This is a genomic window from Edaphobacter sp. 12200R-103, from assembly GCF_010093025.1.
Taxonomy (GTDB): domain Bacteria; phylum Acidobacteriota; class Terriglobia; order Terriglobales; family Acidobacteriaceae; genus Edaphobacter.
The window spans coordinates 1,685,110-1,702,694 of the sequence record NZ_CP048114.1 but is presented as its reverse complement, the minus strand read 5'-3'; the positions used below and the strand labels follow the sequence as shown (position 1 = coordinate 1,702,694).

General features: G+C 53.9%; 12 protein-coding genes. 2 read left to right on the top strand and 10 right to left on the bottom strand.

Annotation, left to right across the window (positions count from 1 at the left end):
* Positions 1-44: 44 nt before the first annotated feature.
* The 5 genes from GWR55_RS07030 to GWR55_RS07010 all read right to left on the bottom strand — a co-directional run bounded on the left by GWR55_RS07030 (position 45) and on the right by GWR55_RS07010 (position 11,363).
* On the bottom strand, positions 45-1,910 hold the full coding sequence (locus tag GWR55_RS07030) for a bifunctional diguanylate cyclase/phosphodiesterase (RefSeq protein ID WP_162401634.1): 1,866 nt from the start codon (positions 1,908-1,910) through the stop codon (positions 45-47).
* 6 nt (positions 1,911-1,916) lie between these two features.
* Entirely contained in the window at positions 1,917-4,853 is a 2,937-nt protein-coding gene (locus tag GWR55_RS07025; RefSeq protein ID WP_162401633.1) for a chemotaxis protein CheB, read from the bottom strand.
* A gap of 493 nt (positions 4,854-5,346) precedes the next feature.
* On the bottom strand, positions 5,347-6,354 hold the full coding sequence (locus GWR55_RS07020) for a glycosidase (RefSeq protein WP_238398696.1): 1,008 nt from the start codon (positions 6,352-6,354) through the stop codon (positions 5,347-5,349).
* Positions 6,355-6,362: 8 nt separating this feature from the next.
* Positions 6,363-8,693 carry a glycosyltransferase family 4 protein gene (locus tag GWR55_RS07015; protein ID WP_162401631.1) on the bottom strand — a complete coding sequence of 777 codons (2,331 nt, stop codon included), beginning with the start codon at positions 8,691-8,693 and terminating at the stop codon, positions 6,363-6,365.
* Between the two features lie 1,095 nt (positions 8,694-9,788).
* Entirely contained in the window at positions 9,789-11,363 is a 1,575-nt protein-coding gene (locus GWR55_RS07010) for an alpha-L-fucosidase (protein WP_162401630.1), read from the bottom strand.
* A 123-nt stretch (positions 11,364-11,486) separates the two neighbouring features.
* Here GWR55_RS07010 and GWR55_RS07005 point away from each other — a divergent pair, with 123 nt between their 5' ends.
* Positions 11,487-13,019 (top strand): helicase HerA-like C-terminal domain-containing protein, encoded by a 1,533-nt coding sequence (locus GWR55_RS07005; RefSeq protein WP_162401629.1) that lies wholly within the window; start codon positions 11,487-11,489, stop codon positions 13,017-13,019.
* Between the two features lie 71 nt (positions 13,020-13,090).
* On the opposite strand, the gene GWR55_RS07000 is transcribed toward GWR55_RS07005, so the two are convergent.
* The 3 genes from GWR55_RS07000 to GWR55_RS06990 all read right to left on the bottom strand — a co-directional run bounded on the left by GWR55_RS07000 (position 13,091) and on the right by GWR55_RS06990 (position 15,150).
* A complete protein-coding gene (locus tag GWR55_RS07000; protein ID WP_162401628.1) occupies positions 13,091-13,234 on the bottom strand; it encodes a DUF3309 family protein in 144 nt (47 codons plus the stop codon).
* An 89-nt stretch (positions 13,235-13,323) separates the two neighbouring features.
* Positions 13,324-14,697, bottom strand: coding sequence for an alpha-L-fucosidase (locus GWR55_RS06995; protein ID WP_162401627.1), 1,374 nt, complete (start codon positions 14,695-14,697; stop codon positions 13,324-13,326).
* Between the two features lie 63 nt (positions 14,698-14,760).
* Positions 14,761-15,150: a group III truncated hemoglobin gene (locus tag GWR55_RS06990; RefSeq protein WP_162401626.1), complete on the bottom strand. Its 390-nt coding sequence runs from the start codon at positions 15,148-15,150 to the stop codon at positions 14,761-14,763.
* Positions 15,151-15,345: 195 nt separating this feature from the next.
* On the opposite strand from GWR55_RS06990, the gene GWR55_RS06985 reads away from it, so the two are divergent.
* The gene (locus GWR55_RS06985; RefSeq protein WP_162401625.1) at positions 15,346-15,810 is read left to right on the top strand and encodes a heme-binding protein; all 465 of its coding nucleotides are present in this window, start codon (positions 15,346-15,348) and stop codon (positions 15,808-15,810) included.
* Positions 15,811-15,818: 8 nt separating this feature from the next.
* Here the strand turns inward: GWR55_RS06985 and GWR55_RS06980 are convergent, their stop codons facing one another.
* A complete protein-coding gene (locus GWR55_RS06980; protein ID WP_162401624.1) occupies positions 15,819-15,980 on the bottom strand; it encodes a hypothetical protein in 162 nt (53 codons plus the stop codon).
* 227 nt (positions 15,981-16,207) lie between these two features.
* Positions 16,208-17,509 (bottom strand): lactate racemase domain-containing protein, encoded by a 1,302-nt coding sequence (locus GWR55_RS06975; protein ID WP_162401623.1) that lies wholly within the window; start codon positions 17,507-17,509, stop codon positions 16,208-16,210.
* Positions 17,510-17,585 lie beyond the last annotated feature (76 nt).

Here is a 17,585-nt window from a genome sequence, read left to right as displayed (position 1 = left end):
ACCGCCCGTGATAGCATTCATCGCGAATTGTGACATAGTTGGAGTCAATTGATCCTTGGAAATAGATCCTCCACGGGGACTGGCATACCAAAGAGAAATCCCTGAAAGGATTGGCAGCCATGGAAAATAAAGAAGCTTCGTTGTTCCTCGGTTTCGATTCCTTCAACGGTGATAGTCAAGCCCAGACTTTGCCCTAGGGCCATTATGCTGCGGGCAATAGCCGCATCAACGGGATTGGTCAGGACATCGCACACAAAAGATCGATCGATTTTCAACTGATCCAGGGGCAAGTACTTTAAGTATGCAAGCGAGGAGTAGCCGACACCGACATCGTCCAGAGCAAAGCGTACCCCATGAGTTTTTAAAGCCCTCATCTTCGAGAGAGTTTCCTCTAAATGGCCAAGCATTACGCTTTCGGTGAATTCCAGTAAGAGTTTTTTCGGATCGGCGCCCGTATCGTGAATGACAGCAAGCATGCGTTTAGCGAACTCTGGGTGGCAGAACTGATGAGCACTTAGGTTCATTGCGAGTATGAGGTCAGCAGTATCAGGGGAAGTACTCCAGGCCACAAGCTGCGTGCACACAGCTTCCAGCACCCACTGTCCCAATGGTTCAATCAGTCCTTTTTCCTCGGCGAAGGGAATAAATTCTTCCGGAAGAAGTAATCCGCGGTCAGGATGTTGCCAGCGTACAAGTGCCTCTGCTCCAATCAAACGCCCTTTATCATCCATCTGCGGTTGGTAGTGAAGGACGAACTGCCCTTCCTCTATGCCCCGCCGCAGATCGCTCTCAAGCACAGCTCGAGCTGTAACAGCCGCTTGCATCTCAGGGTCAAAGAACCTCAGGATGCCTCGGCCAGCCGCCTTGGCCCGGTACAAAGCCAGATCTGCGCGTTTCAAAAGATCTTCGACTGCCCCGCTATTCCCGTTGAATAATGTGATACCGACGCTCCCGCTACTTCGATAGTCGTATCCGAGGAGGTTATATGGCTGTTTGAGATCGGCCAGAATCTTCTCTGCAACGGTTTTTGTCTGAACGACAGCTTCCGTGTTGTCTTCACTTAGCGCCTCAAGCATTACAACGAATTCATCGCCGCCTAGACGAGCGACGGTATCCCCTTCGCGTACGCATGTCGTGAGTCTCTGGCTAACCCTCCTCAGCAACAAGTCACCGATATCGTGTCCTTGAGTATCATTTAAGGTCTTGAAGTCATCCAGATCGACGAAGAGAATAGCACCATGCCGCCGTGTGCGTAAGGATATGGCTAATAGTTGCCGGAGCCGATCCAGTAGAAGTCTTCGATTTGGAAGCTGTGTAAGAGAGTCGTGAAAAGCTAGGTTTGCGATCTCAGTTTCAGCCCGCCTTTGTTCGCTGATGTCGGTGAGGGTCACGCGAATTGCCAATCGTGTATCGCTGTTTACAACTCGCACACAATCCAGCTGCACATGAACGATAGAACCATCCGATCGCTTTAGTGTCACGGCAAAACTTTGCCGTTCATCACGTTTCTTTATTTGTCCGAGAAGACGATGGTACCGATCGCAGTCTTCCGGGGAAATAAATCGGGACAAAGGGCGCTGGAGAACCTTCTTGCGGTCTTGCCCCAATAAGAGAGCACCTGTTAGATTAATTTCAAAAATCAGGCCCTCAAGACTAAGAGTGAGATACCCTATGGGCGCGAATTCATAAAGATCCATGTAACGATTGCGAGATTCCTCCAACTCGAATTGGATGCGCCGCAATTCGTCATTCTGCATTTGGAGTTCAATCTGATGGACCTGTAGTTCGTGCAGTAGTTCATCTGTGGGGGGAGCCGAGGCAACCGATGGCGGAACCCGAGCGAGTTGTGCCTCAGCTTCGATCCGTAGCAGGGTTCTGCGTCGTTTGATTCCAGCTTGCTTTTGGCTCATGAAGCCTCATTTTTCTGTCGGAATCTGTACCTCTACAGCAAGCAAGATCATCTGGTTGTCTTTTTTCTTGCTAATGATGCGTCTGGCATTCAGCAACATTGTTTGCAGACCATTCCCGGGAAATTTGTACTCTACAACATAGTCTTCAAAACTCTTATTGAGAGGCAAGACTTTCTCCAAGAGTTCTCTAAGTTTTGGGATATCCCATTGGCGATCTCCTATTTCATATATGGGACGACCCACAGTCAATGCTTGAGTCAGTTGGAAGTACTGATAAAAGGAACGACTGGCAGAAACAACCTTGAAGTCGATATCTAATACGACAAGCGGTTCACGCACGGTATCGACAATGCCTTCAGCGAGTTCACGGGCTTCCTGCACCGCAGTTTCGGCCTCGACACGCTTCCTAATGTCAGTGAAAGTGAGCACAACTCCTTCGATCACATTATCGAGAGTTCTATAAGGCTGGACACGGGCCAGATACCATTCTCCGTTGGCGGTGTGCACTTCGTGCTCATAGGGCACCAGCGTTTCGAGGACGTTCTGTGCCCTAGCCACCAGGTCTTCGTTTTCCACATCAGATTTAATATCCGCTAGTGAGCGGCCTACGTCCGAAGCAATCAGGCGATACGCGCGTGCCGCTTCGCGTGTGAAGCGGCGTATTACGAGATGCTGATCCAAGAAGATCGTCCCTACATTGATGTTATCAAGTAGGTTTTTCATGTCATTTTGCATATCAGCCAGTTGTTCTATCTTGGCCTGCAATTCGGCGTTCACCGTAATCAATTCTTCGTTCACCGATTGCAGTTCTTCCTTGGAGGTCTCCAATTCTTCGTTAGTAGACTGGAGCTCTTCGTTGGTGGATTGCATCTCCTCATTAGTGGACTTTAGCTCTTCATTTGAGGCCTGCTGTTCTTCTATGATGGCCTGGAGATTCTCTCGTGTGTGAGCAAGATCCCTTTCCAATTCCTGAATGCGCTGGCTTTTAACCGAACCCGTCACGCGCTTGCCACGGGTTGGCCTATTAGGTGCCACACTAGCTGCATCCTGAAAACTGAGCAGCAAGAGATCTTCGACAGAATTCGAACCAGTAACAGGGCGCACGCTGAAGCTTACTGGTTGAAAGTCACCGTTCGTCTTGACTAATAACTCGCGGTCTAGAGTAGGAACGCCTTGGCTGGCTGCGCACTGGATAGCGGTACGCAAGTCTAGCTGTAACCCCTCACGTGCCATATCTATTACATTGAGAGATGCTTGACCGGGAGCAGGACGAAGGTATTTGCCCGTCTCACCGTGCACATAAAGAATATTCCCCTTCAAATCTGTTATCACGGAGGCGGGAGCATAGGATTGAAGCAGCATTCGCTTGGCCAGGTCCGCGATATTGGTTTCTTTCGTTTTTTTTGTCATATTGTCTGGCTGATTACTGCCCCGGTACGCAGACCAGGAGAACCCGCTGGTCATCACCGTCCGGATGGAGTTGGTAGAGTGGATTGCCCGGTAGATCTTCCATTTCCGGCTGATCGGTACGAACATATCTGAGTGGTTTCCGATGCTTTCCGATGCAGAAAGGAATAACACACCGTCCGGTTTCAACGCGTAGTGAAAGGTAGGGATGAGCGCGTTTTGAATCTCCGGCTCGAGGTAGATCATCAAGTTGCGACAACTGAGCAGGTCCAGTTTAGTAAAAGGTGGGTCTCTAATGACATTTTGTGTAGCGAAGACAACCATTTCACGTATGTTCTTCTTGATCTGGTAGCCGGCATCTTGTTTGACGAAGAATCGGTTAAGGCGATCGGAGGGCATATCCTGTTCAATTGTGGGAAAAAATATCCCGGCGCGCGCAGCGACAATAGCATCCTCGTCAAGGTCAGTACCATAGATTTGCACTTTGAATTCCTGTCGGATCTCATCCATGAACTCACGCAGCAGGATGGCAATGGAATATGCTTCCTCGCCTGTCGCGCAACCGGGCACCCAGATGCGGAAGATATAGTCAGAAGGCTTGTCGCCAAATAATTTTGGCAGGATATCTGTCCTAAGTATGTCGAAGGCCTCCGGGTCACGAAAAAAATTAGTGACGTTGATCAGGATCTCTTTGAAAAGTAGTTGCACTTCAGCTGGATGCTCTTTCAGATAGCGCGCATATAGCTGCGTATTCTCTATATTGTGCTGCGACATACGCCGTTCGATGCGACGGCCAACGGTGCTCTTCTTATATTGAGAGAAGTCGTGACCTGTTCCAGAACGCAGCAACATGAGGATTCGTTTAAAGCCACTTACTGCCTCCGCTGGCGGTTCTGAACGATTGATCGACGTACGTGTACCAGCCAGCAATACCTCGGGCATCTTCTCTACAGGCAGAACATGTGTGGCATATCCAGCCTGGATGGCACTAGCCGGCATACCCCCATATTTTGCGGTTTCCGGTTCCTGTACCAATGAGATTCCACCGGCTCCGAGAATAGCTCGCAGTCCCTGAGTACCATCAGTACCGGTGCCGGAGAGGATGATACCGATGGCATGTTCTCCCTGATCCTCTGCCAAAGAGCGCAGAAAATGGTCGATTGGCATGCGATGTCCACGAGGCTGCTCGGGAATACTTAACTGGAGAACTCCGTGAAAGATGGCCATTTCTCGATTGGGAGGGATGACATAGACGCAGTTTGGCACCACAGTCATCTGATCCTCGGCTTCCACCACGGCCATCGTGGAACTGCGTTGCAGAATTGAGGTGAGAATGCTCGCGTGCCCTGGATCGAGGTGGGGCACCAGCACGAAAGCCATGCCGCTATTGTTGGAAACCTTACGAAAGAATTGCTCGAAGGCCTCAAGGCCACCAGCCGAAGCGCCCAGGCCAACGATCAGGAAGTCCGTAGAACTGGTCTTTTTCGCCTCTTTTGCAGTAGAAGAGGTGGCGATACTCTTCTTTTTAACCACCATAATCTCACTTTCTCTCAAGCCTATCCGAATCTAGTTTGCTCGAATTGTAATCTCATTCCTTCCAGATTTGGATTGACGCATGCGGATTACTCACACCTATGTACTGTCCCTCTATGTCGTTGCATCATACGTCTAGAGTCGCGTACCTTCTGTTTCAGATTGTGGTGGTGGCTTTCACCGTGATGATGGTGGCCTTCTCTGCATAGAGCGGACTATCCGGAGTTTTCACTGAGTACCTCGGAGAGGTTGCACCAAATGCCCATCAGAGATGGGACATCGTCTGAATTACTGATCGCTCGGATCCCGGTCAAAGCTCTCCTCGTATAAACGGTCTTCTTAGTTTAGTCGCTATTTTGGATGACGAAGAAAGGTCCAGTTTCGACTTGCTGGGTTCCGCGGTCCTGAATTCGATTGAACTACAGCGCGGACACTCGCGACGGGTCCAGCAACCTCGGAATAGGTTGACCCTGTTATCACGTTTCGCACTCTAGGCTCAGTTTTCAGCGTCGGTGCTGGAATGTGCATCCAACCACGAGAGAAGCGTGCGAATACTGCCAGTCGCCATGGCCATGCATGAGTCCGCTGCTCCATAGTAGAGATGAATGGCGTCTCCGTCGGCCCCAATGGTCTGTCCGCAAGGAAAGACAACATCTCGTACGTCTCCCATTCGCTCATAGTCGGCTTCCGGGCCAAACATCCAGGAATCTCCTCTTTGCAGGCAGATATCCGGTCTGTCAATGTCGAAGAGAGCAAGTCCCAGGCGATAGATACTGCCCGAAGCCGTCTGCCGGACGCCGTGATACAGGACTAGCCAGCCCTTAGATGTTTCAATCGGTGGAGAGCATAAGCCAATCTTGTTTGCATCCCACCATCCACCACGTCGTGCCTGGAGGATTACTTTATGGTTGCCCCAATGCTGCAAATCGAGTGAATACGAAATCCACATGTGGGCGCCAAGTGTTGTCACAGGACGGTGGATGAGAGCCCAGGAGCCATTGATCTTGCGAGGCAGTAATGCGGCATCTTTATCCTCTGGAGGCATGATGACCCCGTACCGCTCGAAGCTCTGGAAGTCTTTTGTCAGCGCGAGGGAGACGCCAGGGCCGCCGCGCGCAAAGGACGTGTACGCGATGGCATATTGCTGAAGCTCAGGGACATATGTAATTCGTGGATCTTCGATACCCCAAACTTCTTCTGGATATTCTCGCGGATTTGGCATCAGGGTCGGCTGCGGGTCGATTCTCCATCCGTCAATCCCATTCGCCGAACGTGCTGCACAAAGATGGGATAGTCCGCGCCGGTCTTCCACGCGGCAAAGCAGAAGTGTATCTCCATTTGGCAACAGGGTAGCGCCCGCATTGAAAACACTGTTCACCGGATAGGGCCAGTCTTTCCGGGTGAGAATGGGATTGCCGGGATGGCGGATGAACAAAGAACCATCGGACTGATTTTGAGGCTGCTCGTTCGCGGTGTGAAGTTCAGGCGATGTTGCTGGAAGCAAGATTCGACTCAAAGAGAGACGCTCGTTTCGGAATTCAGGTTTTCTGCTGCTGGAATTTGAGCGCTTTGCATTTCGAGCAATGACATCAAAAAGGAAAGCGTTGATTCAGCTCCCTGATTTTCATTGACACGGTCGGGATGGAGGCCGTCTCTGCAACCGCCTGTACCGGCATCGTAAAGTGGAATTTGTAGATCGTTCTCACCGAGGAACCAGCGAAACGCGCACCATGCCTCGTCAAGCCAATGTTTCTCCCCGCCCAGGCGGAACGCCTGCAAACAAGCGGAGATTGTTGCGCAGGCTTCAACAGGCTGTTGATCGAAACGCGCCCCTTCGCCATTCTGAGAGAAAAATCCTCTGGAGCCTATGGGAACAAATAAGTCGTCTTCCCGATGGTGTTGAACCGTCATCAACCACTGGAGTGATTCGAATCCAGCTTCGGTCATCTTCTTGTTTTCACTCTTCCAACCGGCGAGTAGAAGTGCCTGCGATAGTCTGGCATTCGAGTACGAAAGGCTCTTCTCAAACCAATGCCAGGACTTGAAGTGACTACGCTCGTAAATATCCAGCAGCCTATTTGCGAGCAGATTTCGAGCATTCTGGATTGTCCTGTCTCCAGGAAACCAGTCCAGATAGGCCTGCATTCCCAAGACAGAAAATGCCCAGGCACGTGGACTGGAGAAGCGCAATGTTGCCGGGACAGCAGACTCGAAGAGTCTACCCGCCGCCCCCCTCAAACCAGCATCTTCAGAGTGGCCCAGCACTGTCCCAATCGCCCACAAGGCACGCCCGTGGCTATCTTCGGAACCCACCTCCTCTTGCCACTCCCGACTGTAGCTAAGGAAATTTCTAAATCTTCCGGTCGTTTCATGAAAAGCAAACCAGAGAAAAGCCAGGTAGCGATGCGACAAGGCAGCGTACTCACGGTTTTGATACGGAGGCAACTTGTTCAATAGGGATGTCACAACAAGAGCGCGGGCGTTATCGTCGGTTGTGTAGCCCTCAAGATTATTGGGTAAGGAGAAGATCGCATGCTGTAGCATGCCCGTATCGTCGGTCATGTTCAGTAAGTGCGATGTGTCGACCAAGGGGAGTTTGTCAGTTGTTTTGTGCGTGAAGATGTCCTGCAGCGCGGCTCGGGGACGCAGCATCCGTTCCACGCGGGCCCGCTGAAAGCTGGCCATGTAGGCTTGAGCTGTCTTCTGCCATGTTGTGCTCCGCGAATGAAGATAGGCACGCTTTCGCATTGCGTGTCGTTCGGCATCATTGTCCAGTAATCGAATCGCTGCGTTCGCTATAGAGTCAGAGTCCTCAAATGGGACCAAAACGCCACGTCCGTCGGCAAGAACCTCTTTGGCATGCCAATACGGCGTGGAGATGATCGCTTTGCCAGCCCCGAGTGCAATAGCAAGCGTTCCAGAAACTACCTGAGCTTCCTGTCGATACGGGGTGATATAGATATCTGCGGCACCCACATGTTCGATCATCTCCTCGTTGCTTACGAAGCGATTATTGAACATCACATGCGAAGAGACACCAAGCTCCTTCGCTAATGCTTGTAGCCCTTCTCTATACCGTTCTCTTTCTTGTCTTCTGATATGCGGATGGGTCACTCCAGAGATGATGTACACCAGATCCGGATGTTTTGTCAGGATCGCTGGCAGAGCACGAATCACGTTTTCGATCCCTTTATTTGGCGACAAAAGCCCGAATGTGAGCAAGACGGATTTTCCCTGCGTACCGAACAAATCCTTGAAGTAATTGGGGTCCATGAAAGGAAGGTCCGGAACGCCATGAGGGATCACGTCGATCTTTTCGTTGGGCACGCCATACACATCTCGCAGCAGTCCTGCTGCATGTTCGCTCATTACGATCAAGCGATCTGACAGATGGCTAATCTCGTCTAACACCACATGTTGATTGGGATCCGGCTCACGCAGAACCGTGTGAAGTGTTGTCACCAGTGGCATCTTCAATTTGCGAAGAAGCGCTAATATATAACTTCCCGCAGCTCCTCCGAAAATGCCGTACTCGTGTTGCAAGCAGACAAGATCATTCCCATTGAAATTGAGAAATTCAGCAGCACGTTCATAGGAAGAGCAATCATCCTGCTCAATTTCAATCCGTACTCGTTCGGGATATTGATAACTGGAATCAGGATCATTCACAGGAATTGCGAAAAGACGATCATTTCCGCATTCAGCGGCTATCGCGGTACAGAGATCTGTTGTAAACGTGGCAATACCACATTGTCTTGGAAGATAGTTCCCAATGAATGCGATGCGCGTTGGTAAGGATAATGGGTGTGCCTGTAACGTTGGAGATGTTTTGGAAAGAGACATGCTTTTCCTGCTTTCAACGTCGTACAAATAAACGGAAATGAGAAGTCCGAGTGCCCCTCGCTGGAATTAGAAACCGGCTTCTCTGGCTTAGCTTGCAGCGTTTCCTCGAAGAACCATATCGTCAACAAGGCCAAGAGAAGCATGCTGTTGAATCTGCCGAGTCTGAAGCACGGCTCTGGCAACCTGAAATCCTGGGTATTTTGTAATCTTGATCAGACTCAGTTCGGCAGCATTGAAGCGTAGCTGAATCTTTTCAAGACCAGAGCTATCGCATTTGTATAAGCTGATTCGGCTGTTCGGCCGACGCCCAAACAGGAATGCGCTTCCGTTAGCCACATGAAATGCCAGCCCTCACGCCGTAACTTTATGTCAAGTGGTGGAGGCGCTCGCGCCTTCGGTGCCTTCGACAGACATCCAGCTCTCGCGGAAATGGTCCTTGGATAAGTGCTAGTCCGGGAGGCAACGAGCATTGCGTGCGCAGGAAGATCCCATACTGCTTCACGCCTGCGATTTTCTGATTACAGATACGCCAACTGCATCACCGTTGCGAAGCAAAACTGCGGTGGGAGGGTGCGTTGAAGAATGATCTTCTTCCTCCATGGAGTGGCCTGTGGAATCAGGTTCCGTTGCCGGTGTGAAGGGGAGAATGTTCTTTCTAACTCGCCGAGAGTGGTGATTCTTTACATCCGATCTCTTAGAGAAGCTCATGGAAACTCCAGTCGTCCTGTTGCTTACTTGGAAGGTGCTCGTCAGGAGCGAAAGCAATAGACAGCTGAAGGCGAGGAAGAGGATCAAACTACTGCGTTGATCATACGCCCATAATGATTGCTGCACTGGTAAATACATCCTGAGCCGCTAAAGCGCTAGACCTAATTAAACTGTGTGCGGCGAATCCCGGCTAAGCTTATCTCATAAGTTATTGTAAAAAAATAATTTGCAGGAGGTTACGGCTATATGCAGCAACCCTATTTATCGCACTCCTAACGCGAAGGTCGCAGGTTGGACTCCTGCCCGGGCCACCACCTCTCTGCTGTTCCTCTCCTCCTTATCGGTGAAGGAATTCCAGGCCAGATACCCAAGGACAGATCTCCTTCTCTATGCCGTAATGAGCTTTAAGGTAAAGCCGATGCCTGCAGTTGCCGGTGGAGTGGATGGAAGAACAATATGCAGACCGTCGGCCTGCTGGTTGAACCGAAGGTTCTGTGCGTGACCGAGAATGCCGGCGCGATGGACCTTTACTGCATGTGGGCTTCGCGTACCCAGAGAGTGGATGACAACGGACTGCTGCTGTGGCCATCCTTGAACGAAGGCGTAGAGTGCCGGGCCTTTTGTGGTGAAACGAATGTCGGCTGACGTCAGATCGGGTTTCTTGCCCTCATTGGGATCGAACTCTTTTCCATTCTTCGGAATGACTACTTTGGTTGATGGGCCTTCGCCATACACCTTCCAGGGCCGTGTTTCATAGATGCCTTCGCTGTTGACCCGCATCCATGAGGTAATACCGGTCAGAGTAACCAGCTCATCTTTGTCAAGCTCTCCGGTATTTGGCAAAGGAAAGTTCAGCAACAAATTTCCGTTTTTGCTGACGATATCGACCAGTAGGTCGATAACCTTCTTGGCGGATTTGTATTGGATGCCGCGTTTATAGTGCCACTGCCCGATGCAGGTGTCGGTCTGCCATGGATGTGCAGAGATGTCATCGAGAACACCGCGCTCGCGATCGAGGGCGCAGGTTCCGGTGGTGCAGTCCGAGGCTGTCTTGCTGGTATAAACCGCTTCGACGGCACCTCCATGTTTCGACGCGCTGACGTTGTAGAGCTCCGCGACAAGGGAGAGACCATACTCCTCAAACGGGATGCCGCCGTCGGTGTAGAGCAGATCGGGCTGATGCTGGTCGATCAGATCTTTGATGCGGTTGAAGTAGCGCAGCTTCCAACGATCGGGAGCGACACGGCCCATGGCCTGCGCCTTTTTCGCAAAGTCGGCAGGTTCGCCGGAGTAGTCGTGATAGAGATCGGAATAAGCCTTCAACGTGCCATCGTAGGGAACGCCCGCGAGCGAACCTGTCGAGTCGCTGGTGTGCGACGGGGCCAGCCAGTCGTAGGAGTTCGAGAGATGCTCGGAGACACCGAAACGCAGTCCTCGCTTGCGTGCAGCGCTCTTCCACAGCCCAACGATATCCCGCTTCGGGCCTGTGGCGACAGAGTTCCAGCGAGGCTGATACTTCGAATTCCATAGATCGAAGTTGTCATGGTGCACGCCCATGGAGAGGAAATAGCGAGCTCCCGCCTTGACGTAGAGATCCATCAGATGTTCCGGGTCCCAGCGTTCGGCTTTAAACTTCGGGATCAGGTCTTTGTAGCCGACCTTGGACGGATGCCCGTAGGTCTTCAGATGGTACTCATACTGCGGTGAGCCCTGGATGTACATATTGCGCGCGTACCAGTCGCCGTCTTCCACACCGGACTGAGGGCCCCAGTGCGACCAGATTCCGAATTTGGCATCTGCAAACCACGCCGGAATCCGATAGGCCGAGAGTGATTCGCGCGTTCCGCGGAAAGGACCTGAGGCTATCGGCAGGGAGGCAGCAAGTGCTGTGCGAGGCTGGAGAGCAAATGCGGGAGCGCTGGCAGCGAGAAGCTGCAGGGCCTGGCGTCTAGTAAGTTTCATCGTTGAAATTTCACTTTCGATGACTAAGTTTGAACAGCCTCACTCTAGTCGCGTCCCGTGGAATATGCAAGGATGCGATATCGTGAGAGTGTTTGCAGCTGACGCTGAAGGAGCAGAGAAAACATGGCTGAGATGCCAATGATCGCGAAGGGTTCTGGGGAGCTGTATCTTTTACCGGCGCTGTCGAACCGTCATGGCCTGGTCGCCGGTGCTACGGGGACGGGCAAGACGGTGACCCTGCAGGTAATGGCGGAGCGGTTCAGCTCTATTGGGGTGCCCGTGTTTGCCGCTGACGTGAAGGGTGATCTTTCGGGCATCAGCCAGCCGGGCAAGAACTCACCGAAGTTCGATGAACGTGTAAAGACAATGGGCCTGGGGGATTGGACCTTCTCGGGCGCTCCCGTCATCTTCTGGGATGTTTTCGGCAAGGAAGGGCACCCGGTCAGGACGACGGTCAGCGAGATGGGACCGCTGCTGATGAGCCGCATCCTCAACCTGAATGAGACCCAGACAGGCGTCCTTACGCTGGTCTTCAAGATCGCCGATGACAATGGACTGCTTCTGCTGGATATGAAGGATCTGACGGCGATGCTGCAGCACGTTTCGGAGCACGCGAAGGAGTATCAGACCAACTACGGCAATATCTCGGCCGCCAGTATCGGCGCCATTCAGCGCGGTCTGGTCGCGCTCGGCCAGCAGGGAGGCGATCAGTTCTTCGGAGAACCTGCTCTCAATATCGAGGATCTTCTTCAGACCGATGCCAGCGGCAAAGGAGTGATCAACATTCTTGCCGCAGATAAGCTGCTTGAATCGCCGCAGCTGTATGCGACCTTTCTTCTGTGGCTGATGAGCGAGTTGTTTGAAAAGCTGCCAGAGGTCGGCGACCCGGAGAAACCGAAGCTCGTCTTCTTCTTTGACGAGGCTCATCTGCTCTTCAACGATCTCCCCTCGGTCTTACAGTCCCGCATCGAGCAGGTGGTGCGGCTGATCCGTTCCAAGGGCGTGGGGGTCTTCTTCGTGACGCAGAACCCCATCGATATTCCGGAGACGGTTCTGGGGCAGCTGGGAAATCGTGTGCAGCATGCGCTGCGCGCCTTCTCGCCAAGGGATCAGAAGGCGGTGAAGTCCGCGGCGCAGACGTTCCGGTCGAATCCGAAGTTGAACGTGGAAGAGGTAATTACACAACTTGGTGTAGGCGAAGCGCTCGTTTCTCTGCTGGACGAGAAGGGGATTCCAGGCGTGGTGGAACGCGCGATGATCTGTCCTCCGCACAGTCAGATTGGGCCAATTACTCCGGAACAGCGAGCCGCGATTATCAAGTCTTCCGTCGTGGCTGGAGTCTATGAGACATGTGTGGACCGTGAGTCAGCGTACGAGAAGTTGAAGGGCAAAGTCGCAGCGTCGACGGCTGCGGCTGCTCCAGCCGGAGGTGGTTCAAACGCAGGCACCGTTCCGAAGGAGGGCGGCTGGCTGGAAGCTGCTGGCAACGTCCTCGGAGGTGTTATGGGAGGCGGTGCGGGCTCTCGCCGGGGGGACACAGTTGTTGAGGCGATGGTCAAGAGCGCCGCTCGCACGATGGGCAGCACGGTGGGGCGTCAGATCGTTCGCGGTGTGCTGGGATCGCTTCTCGGCGGAACTTCAAGCCGGCGTCGTTAAACAGTCGCGGCCTGCCCTTGCATCTTCCGGCAGGCCGCGACGAAAGTCTCAGCTGGTTAGATGGAGTCCCGTCAGATGACCTTCAGTAGAAGAAGGATCAGCACGATTGTGAGGATCAGGCTCAATCCGCCGCCGCCATAGTATCCCAGGCCTGGCCCCATGCGATATCCGCCAAAGCCGAAGAGCAAAATTAGAATGATGAGAAGGAGGATCATTTTCTTTATCGTTCTCCCCAAAAGAGATGTGCTACGGGAGATACGATGCTGAATTTGATCCCGGCGTCCGTTGGACGTTCCATTATTTTTTATTTTGAGGAGGCGGAGGCCTTGTTGCGTCCATCATAGAGCTGAAACTCTCGTATAGCTGCCGAGCCTACGGTAGACAGTAGCCTGAGCCGTACCTGCTGGGTTGTAACCGCGGGAAAGAGATCGATCTTCTTATGTCCGATAGCGTAGGCGTGCGCCAACTGTTTCCAGGATCCGCTTTGCCAGGCTTCGATGCTATACTCCTCGATCCGCTGGCCTTCATTGAGCCACTCCATCGTAACGGTGCGGTCAAAGGTGACGGGCTTGCCGAAGTGCAGCTCCAACGTAGCGTGACGCTCAGGTGCAGACCAGAAGGTGGATGGATCGTTATCGAATGCGGCACTTGAAGGATCGTTGTTGATGTTCTGCGCTTTTTGCGCAAGATTATCGCTATAAATGCGCTTCAGAGCATCGCCGAACTCGTGCAGGCGCTTTACATCAACCTCAGGCAGGCGTCCCGTATTATCCGGCGCAAGGCCGAGCATGAGCTGAGCGCCGCGGCCTACCGTCTTGGTGTAGATGTCGAGGAGTTCGTCGACGCTGAGAAGGGAAGACTCGTCGTTCGGATGCCAGAACCAGTGCATCTTGCGCAGAGGCGTGTCAGCTTCAACCGGCCGCCAGCGCAGATAGCCTGCGCGATCGATCACGTTCCAGTTTTCGTACGGCACCGTGCCACTTTCGGAACCCACCCAGCGCGCATCGGCGTTCTTGTAGAGTTCGGTGTCGGCGAATACGACCGTATTCGGCTGATAGGTGCGAAGCCGCTGCACGATCTTGTCGAAGTCGTAGGTTCGTCCTTCGGAGCCTGCGCCATCCAGCCAGAACTCGGTGAGAGGACCGTAGTGTGTGGCCAGCTCCGTTAGCTGCGACAGATAGTACTTGTCGTATGCCTTGGGGTCGAGATAGCGTGGATCGTGCCTGTCCCAGGGGGAGAGATAGACGCCGAAGCCCAGGCCGGCTTTGTGGGCCGAATCGGAGGCGAGCCGGACGAGGTCTCCCTTGCCGTTCATCCACGGGCTTGCTTTGACGGAGTAGTCCGTGTGGGCGCTGGGAAAGAGCGCGAAGCCGTCGTGGTGCTTTGCGACGAGGACGGCGTACTTCGCTCCGCCTGCCTTGGCGGCTTCCATCCACTGGTCGGTGTCGACGTGTGCGGGATTGAAGACTGAGGGAGAGGCTGTGCCGTCGCCCCATTCGCGATTGAGAAAGGTGTTTGTCGAGAAGTGGAAGATGACGCCGACTTCAAGGTCCTGCCACTCCAGTTGTGCCGGGCTGGGTTTGACGTCGGGGAAGCTCTGCGCCCGGGTCGGGGCTGCGGGAGTAAGGATGGAGGCGGCAAACAGCAGGCAGAGGAGGTTGAGAGTTCGCAGTCGCATGCGAATTCAGATTATCCCACCGTTTGGCTCGAGATGACTCGAGCGGGAAATTGATGCGCAGACCTACTGTGCCGTAAGGCCGCCCTGCGCTCGCTGGTATGCAATCCCATCCTGGAAGTTCTGCGCGATGCGGTGCGATTTGCGGATGGCCAGCTCTGCGGCTGCTGGAGGAAGGACCTCGTTTGCGGTCTCGGCGAAAAGGGTAAGCCAGCGCTCGAAGTGCTGCGGATCAAGCGGAAGCTGAAGCTGAAGGTGCGTCATCATGGGATCGCCTTTGTAGCGGCCGGTCGTCAGTAGCAACGTGGACCAGAAATCCTTCAGGGTTGCCAGATGATGAGGCCAGTCGCCGACGATCGCGTTGAAGATCGGGCCGATGTCCGGATCGCGACGGACCTTGTCATAGAAGGTTTCAACCAGGTTCGAGATCTCAGCTTCAGTCGGCTTTGGACCCATTCTGCACCTCTTATCTTTAGTTTAGACCTTTGCGGCGCGAGAGTGCATTCAGGGATCGGGTTCGTGCTTTACGCGAATGCCGACATCTCAGAATCGTGATAGGGGCCACCCGATTCGTGGTTCGAGGGACAGATGGGGGCCACCCGCCCACTCGGCGTTGTAGATTGGAACGCACAATATTTGTGGGAGGAATCTGTGAAGCGATTCTTGGTGGCAATTCTTGTTCCAGCGATGGCGGCCTTTGCCAGCGATCTTCCAAGCAAGAAGTATCTGGATCTTGCCAATGTCAAAGTCATGGTTGCTGCGGCGGAGGCAAAAGCCAGGGAGCTGAATGTTTCCGTAACCATCTGCGTCGTGGATGAGAGCGGCAACCTGCTTTTTCTGGAGAAGGGCGAAACAGCCTCGCTCAGTACGATTCAATTTGCTCAGAAAAAAGCGCGCCATGCAGCCTTCTACGGCAAGCCTTCCAGAGATGGGGCAGAGACGATCAAGAAGGGCAGTATGGAAGCGCTGGCGTTCCCGGAGTTCTTCCCCAACCAGGGAGGGGTGCCGATCAAGGTCGACGGGCAGATTCTGGGCGGGATATCGGCGAGCGGAGCTAAATCGGAGATCGACGAAGCCATTGCGCAATCCGGTCTTGACGCACTTCTGAAAAAGTGACGCTTCGATCAGAGGTTGAGTCGCAGGAGCCTTGCATTCATCCGGGCGTCAGCGAGGCGGCGCTCGCGTGCTTTGTCCTGCGCTTCTTTGGCTCGGTCTCCCGACAGAATCAGCATCATCGGGATGAAGTTGGCTGCAAAGATGGCTACAAAGATAGCTGCCACTTTCATGGTCAGTCTCCTGGCGAGAGGTTACACCTTCCAGGCCGACTGGGACATCCCGGCTTGGCTTTACCTGGGAAGCGGTTCGCGCTTTGCGCAAATGATCCCACCTTAGCGACGATGAAGCCGTCGCGAAGATGGGGCACCCGATTTGTGGCTGGGTGGGCAGATTTGGCCACCCGCCCATTTGCATACTGATCCCCGGGTTTCTTCGTAGGTGGCTAGCGCGGGAGACTCTATTGGTGCTTCTTCTCTTTTAGTGCGCTTAACGGAAACAGGTTGCCCTCGGCGTCGAAGTCGAGGGTTCGCGGGTTGGGATCGATCGTGACGGGGCGTGACGGATCGATGTCGCGGGTGAGGCGTTCCGAGACGAGCATGTGGTCGAGTTCCAGCGTGTTTTTTATTCGCACGATGCGCAGAGCGTTTGCGGACTGCTCGAAGAGCGAGCCTACGGCACGTTCGAGGGCCTCGCGGTCGGTGTCGTAATAAAACGGAATCTTGGCGCACTCGAGACCAAGAGAGGTAAGCGAGTTGGTGTAGGTGTAGTCGCGATTGATGGCGTTGACGAGGCGGGTGGTGGTGAAGTCGGCGAGGCCGATCCCGATGGCGTTGCCGCGGGTGGCGGGCGTCAGGTCGCGGACGAAGATTCTGCCAATATTTGGATGCTTCAGGGTGCCCTGCGCCTGCAGTGAGGAGATATAGCCGAAGACCTCGCGGCCGATGACGTTGGTGTCCATGCCGGTGCCGCTGATCTCCTTGCCGAGTTCGTCGACGATGAGGAGATCGATGTTGGGGAAGGGAAGCCGGGGCAGAAGCTGCTGTGACTGTACGAAGAGAGCGTCCTCTTCCTTGAGGATCTCGTCGCTGCGCAACACGCGCAGGTCATGCGTCTGATGATGCTGATCTTCCAGGATGGCGACGGCGAAGAGGACGGGGACCTTGTCGAGGATGATCTTCGCGGTCTTACGGATGACGGCTTCATGTCCAAGCTGCATCGCGACTCGATGCGCGTTGGCTGCGCCGACGTGTTTGCCGAAGCCGATCACGAGCATCTTCTGGATTCCGCTGCCGAGATTACCGTGGAAGTCGGTATGTGGCTTGATGCGGTTGAGCACGACGATGGCGTCAGCCTCAAGGGCGGCGCGGCTGAAGACGATGGGGTAGCCATCGCCGAAGGTGGCAATCTGGTCGACGTCCATGCTGGTGTTGAAGGGCGCATGGGTTTCGGGGGTGATGCCGAATCCGGCGAGCATGTTCTGCTGGCCCTGCGGCGTGGCTCCTCCATGGCTGCCCATGGCCGGAATGATGAAAGGCTCTGCGCCGTGAGCGCGGAGGAGGTTGAGGACGGCGTCAACGATCTCGGGAAGGTTGGTGATGCCGCGGCTTCCGACGCCTACGGCGACGCGCATGCCCGGCTTGATCTGCGATGCGAGTGATTTGTTATCGAACCCATCGCGGAGGAGAGCTTTGACGTCCAGTGCGCGCGAGGGCGGATAGCACTGGTGGAGATGGAACATTTGCGGAAAGGTAGGAGGCATCGCCGTAATGATACGCCTTGCTCGGCAGGTGGTTGGGTGGATTTGAGGTTTGGCGGGAAGGTAGTGGCGGGGTGGA

Bases quoted from the DNA above. Each gene is read 5' to 3' on its own strand.
- GWR55_RS07030 (WP_162401634.1), bottom strand. From the start codon at position 1,910: ATGAGCCAAAAGCAAGCTGGAATCAAACGACGCAGAACCCTGCTACGG.
- GWR55_RS07025 (WP_162401633.1), bottom strand. From the start codon at position 4,853: ATGGTGGTTAAAAAGAAGAGTATCGCCACCTCTTCTACTGCAAAAGAG.
- GWR55_RS07015 (WP_162401631.1), bottom strand. From the start codon at position 8,693: ATGTCTCTTTCCAAAACATCTCCAACGTTACAGGCACACCCATTATCC.
- GWR55_RS07010 (WP_162401630.1), bottom strand. From the start codon at position 11,363: ATGAAACTTACTAGACGCCAGGCCCTGCAGCTTCTCGCTGCCAGCGCT.
- GWR55_RS07005 (WP_162401629.1), top strand. From the start codon at position 11,487: ATGGCTGAGATGCCAATGATCGCGAAGGGTTCTGGGGAGCTGTATCTT.
- GWR55_RS07000 (WP_162401628.1), bottom strand. From the start codon at position 13,234: ATGATCCTCCTTCTCATCATTCTAATTTTGCTCTTCGGCTTTGGCGGA.
- GWR55_RS06995 (WP_162401627.1), bottom strand. From the start codon at position 14,697: ATGCGACTGCGAACTCTCAACCTCCTCTGCCTGCTGTTTGCCGCCTCC.
- GWR55_RS06990 (WP_162401626.1), bottom strand. From the start codon at position 15,150: ATGGGTCCAAAGCCGACTGAAGCTGAGATCTCGAACCTGGTTGAAACC.
- GWR55_RS06980 (WP_162401624.1), bottom strand. From the start codon at position 15,980: ATGAAAGTGGCAGCTATCTTTGTAGCCATCTTTGCAGCCAACTTCATC.
- GWR55_RS06975 (WP_162401623.1), bottom strand. From the start codon at position 17,509: ATGCCTCCTACCTTTCCGCAAATGTTCCATCTCCACCAGTGCTATCCG.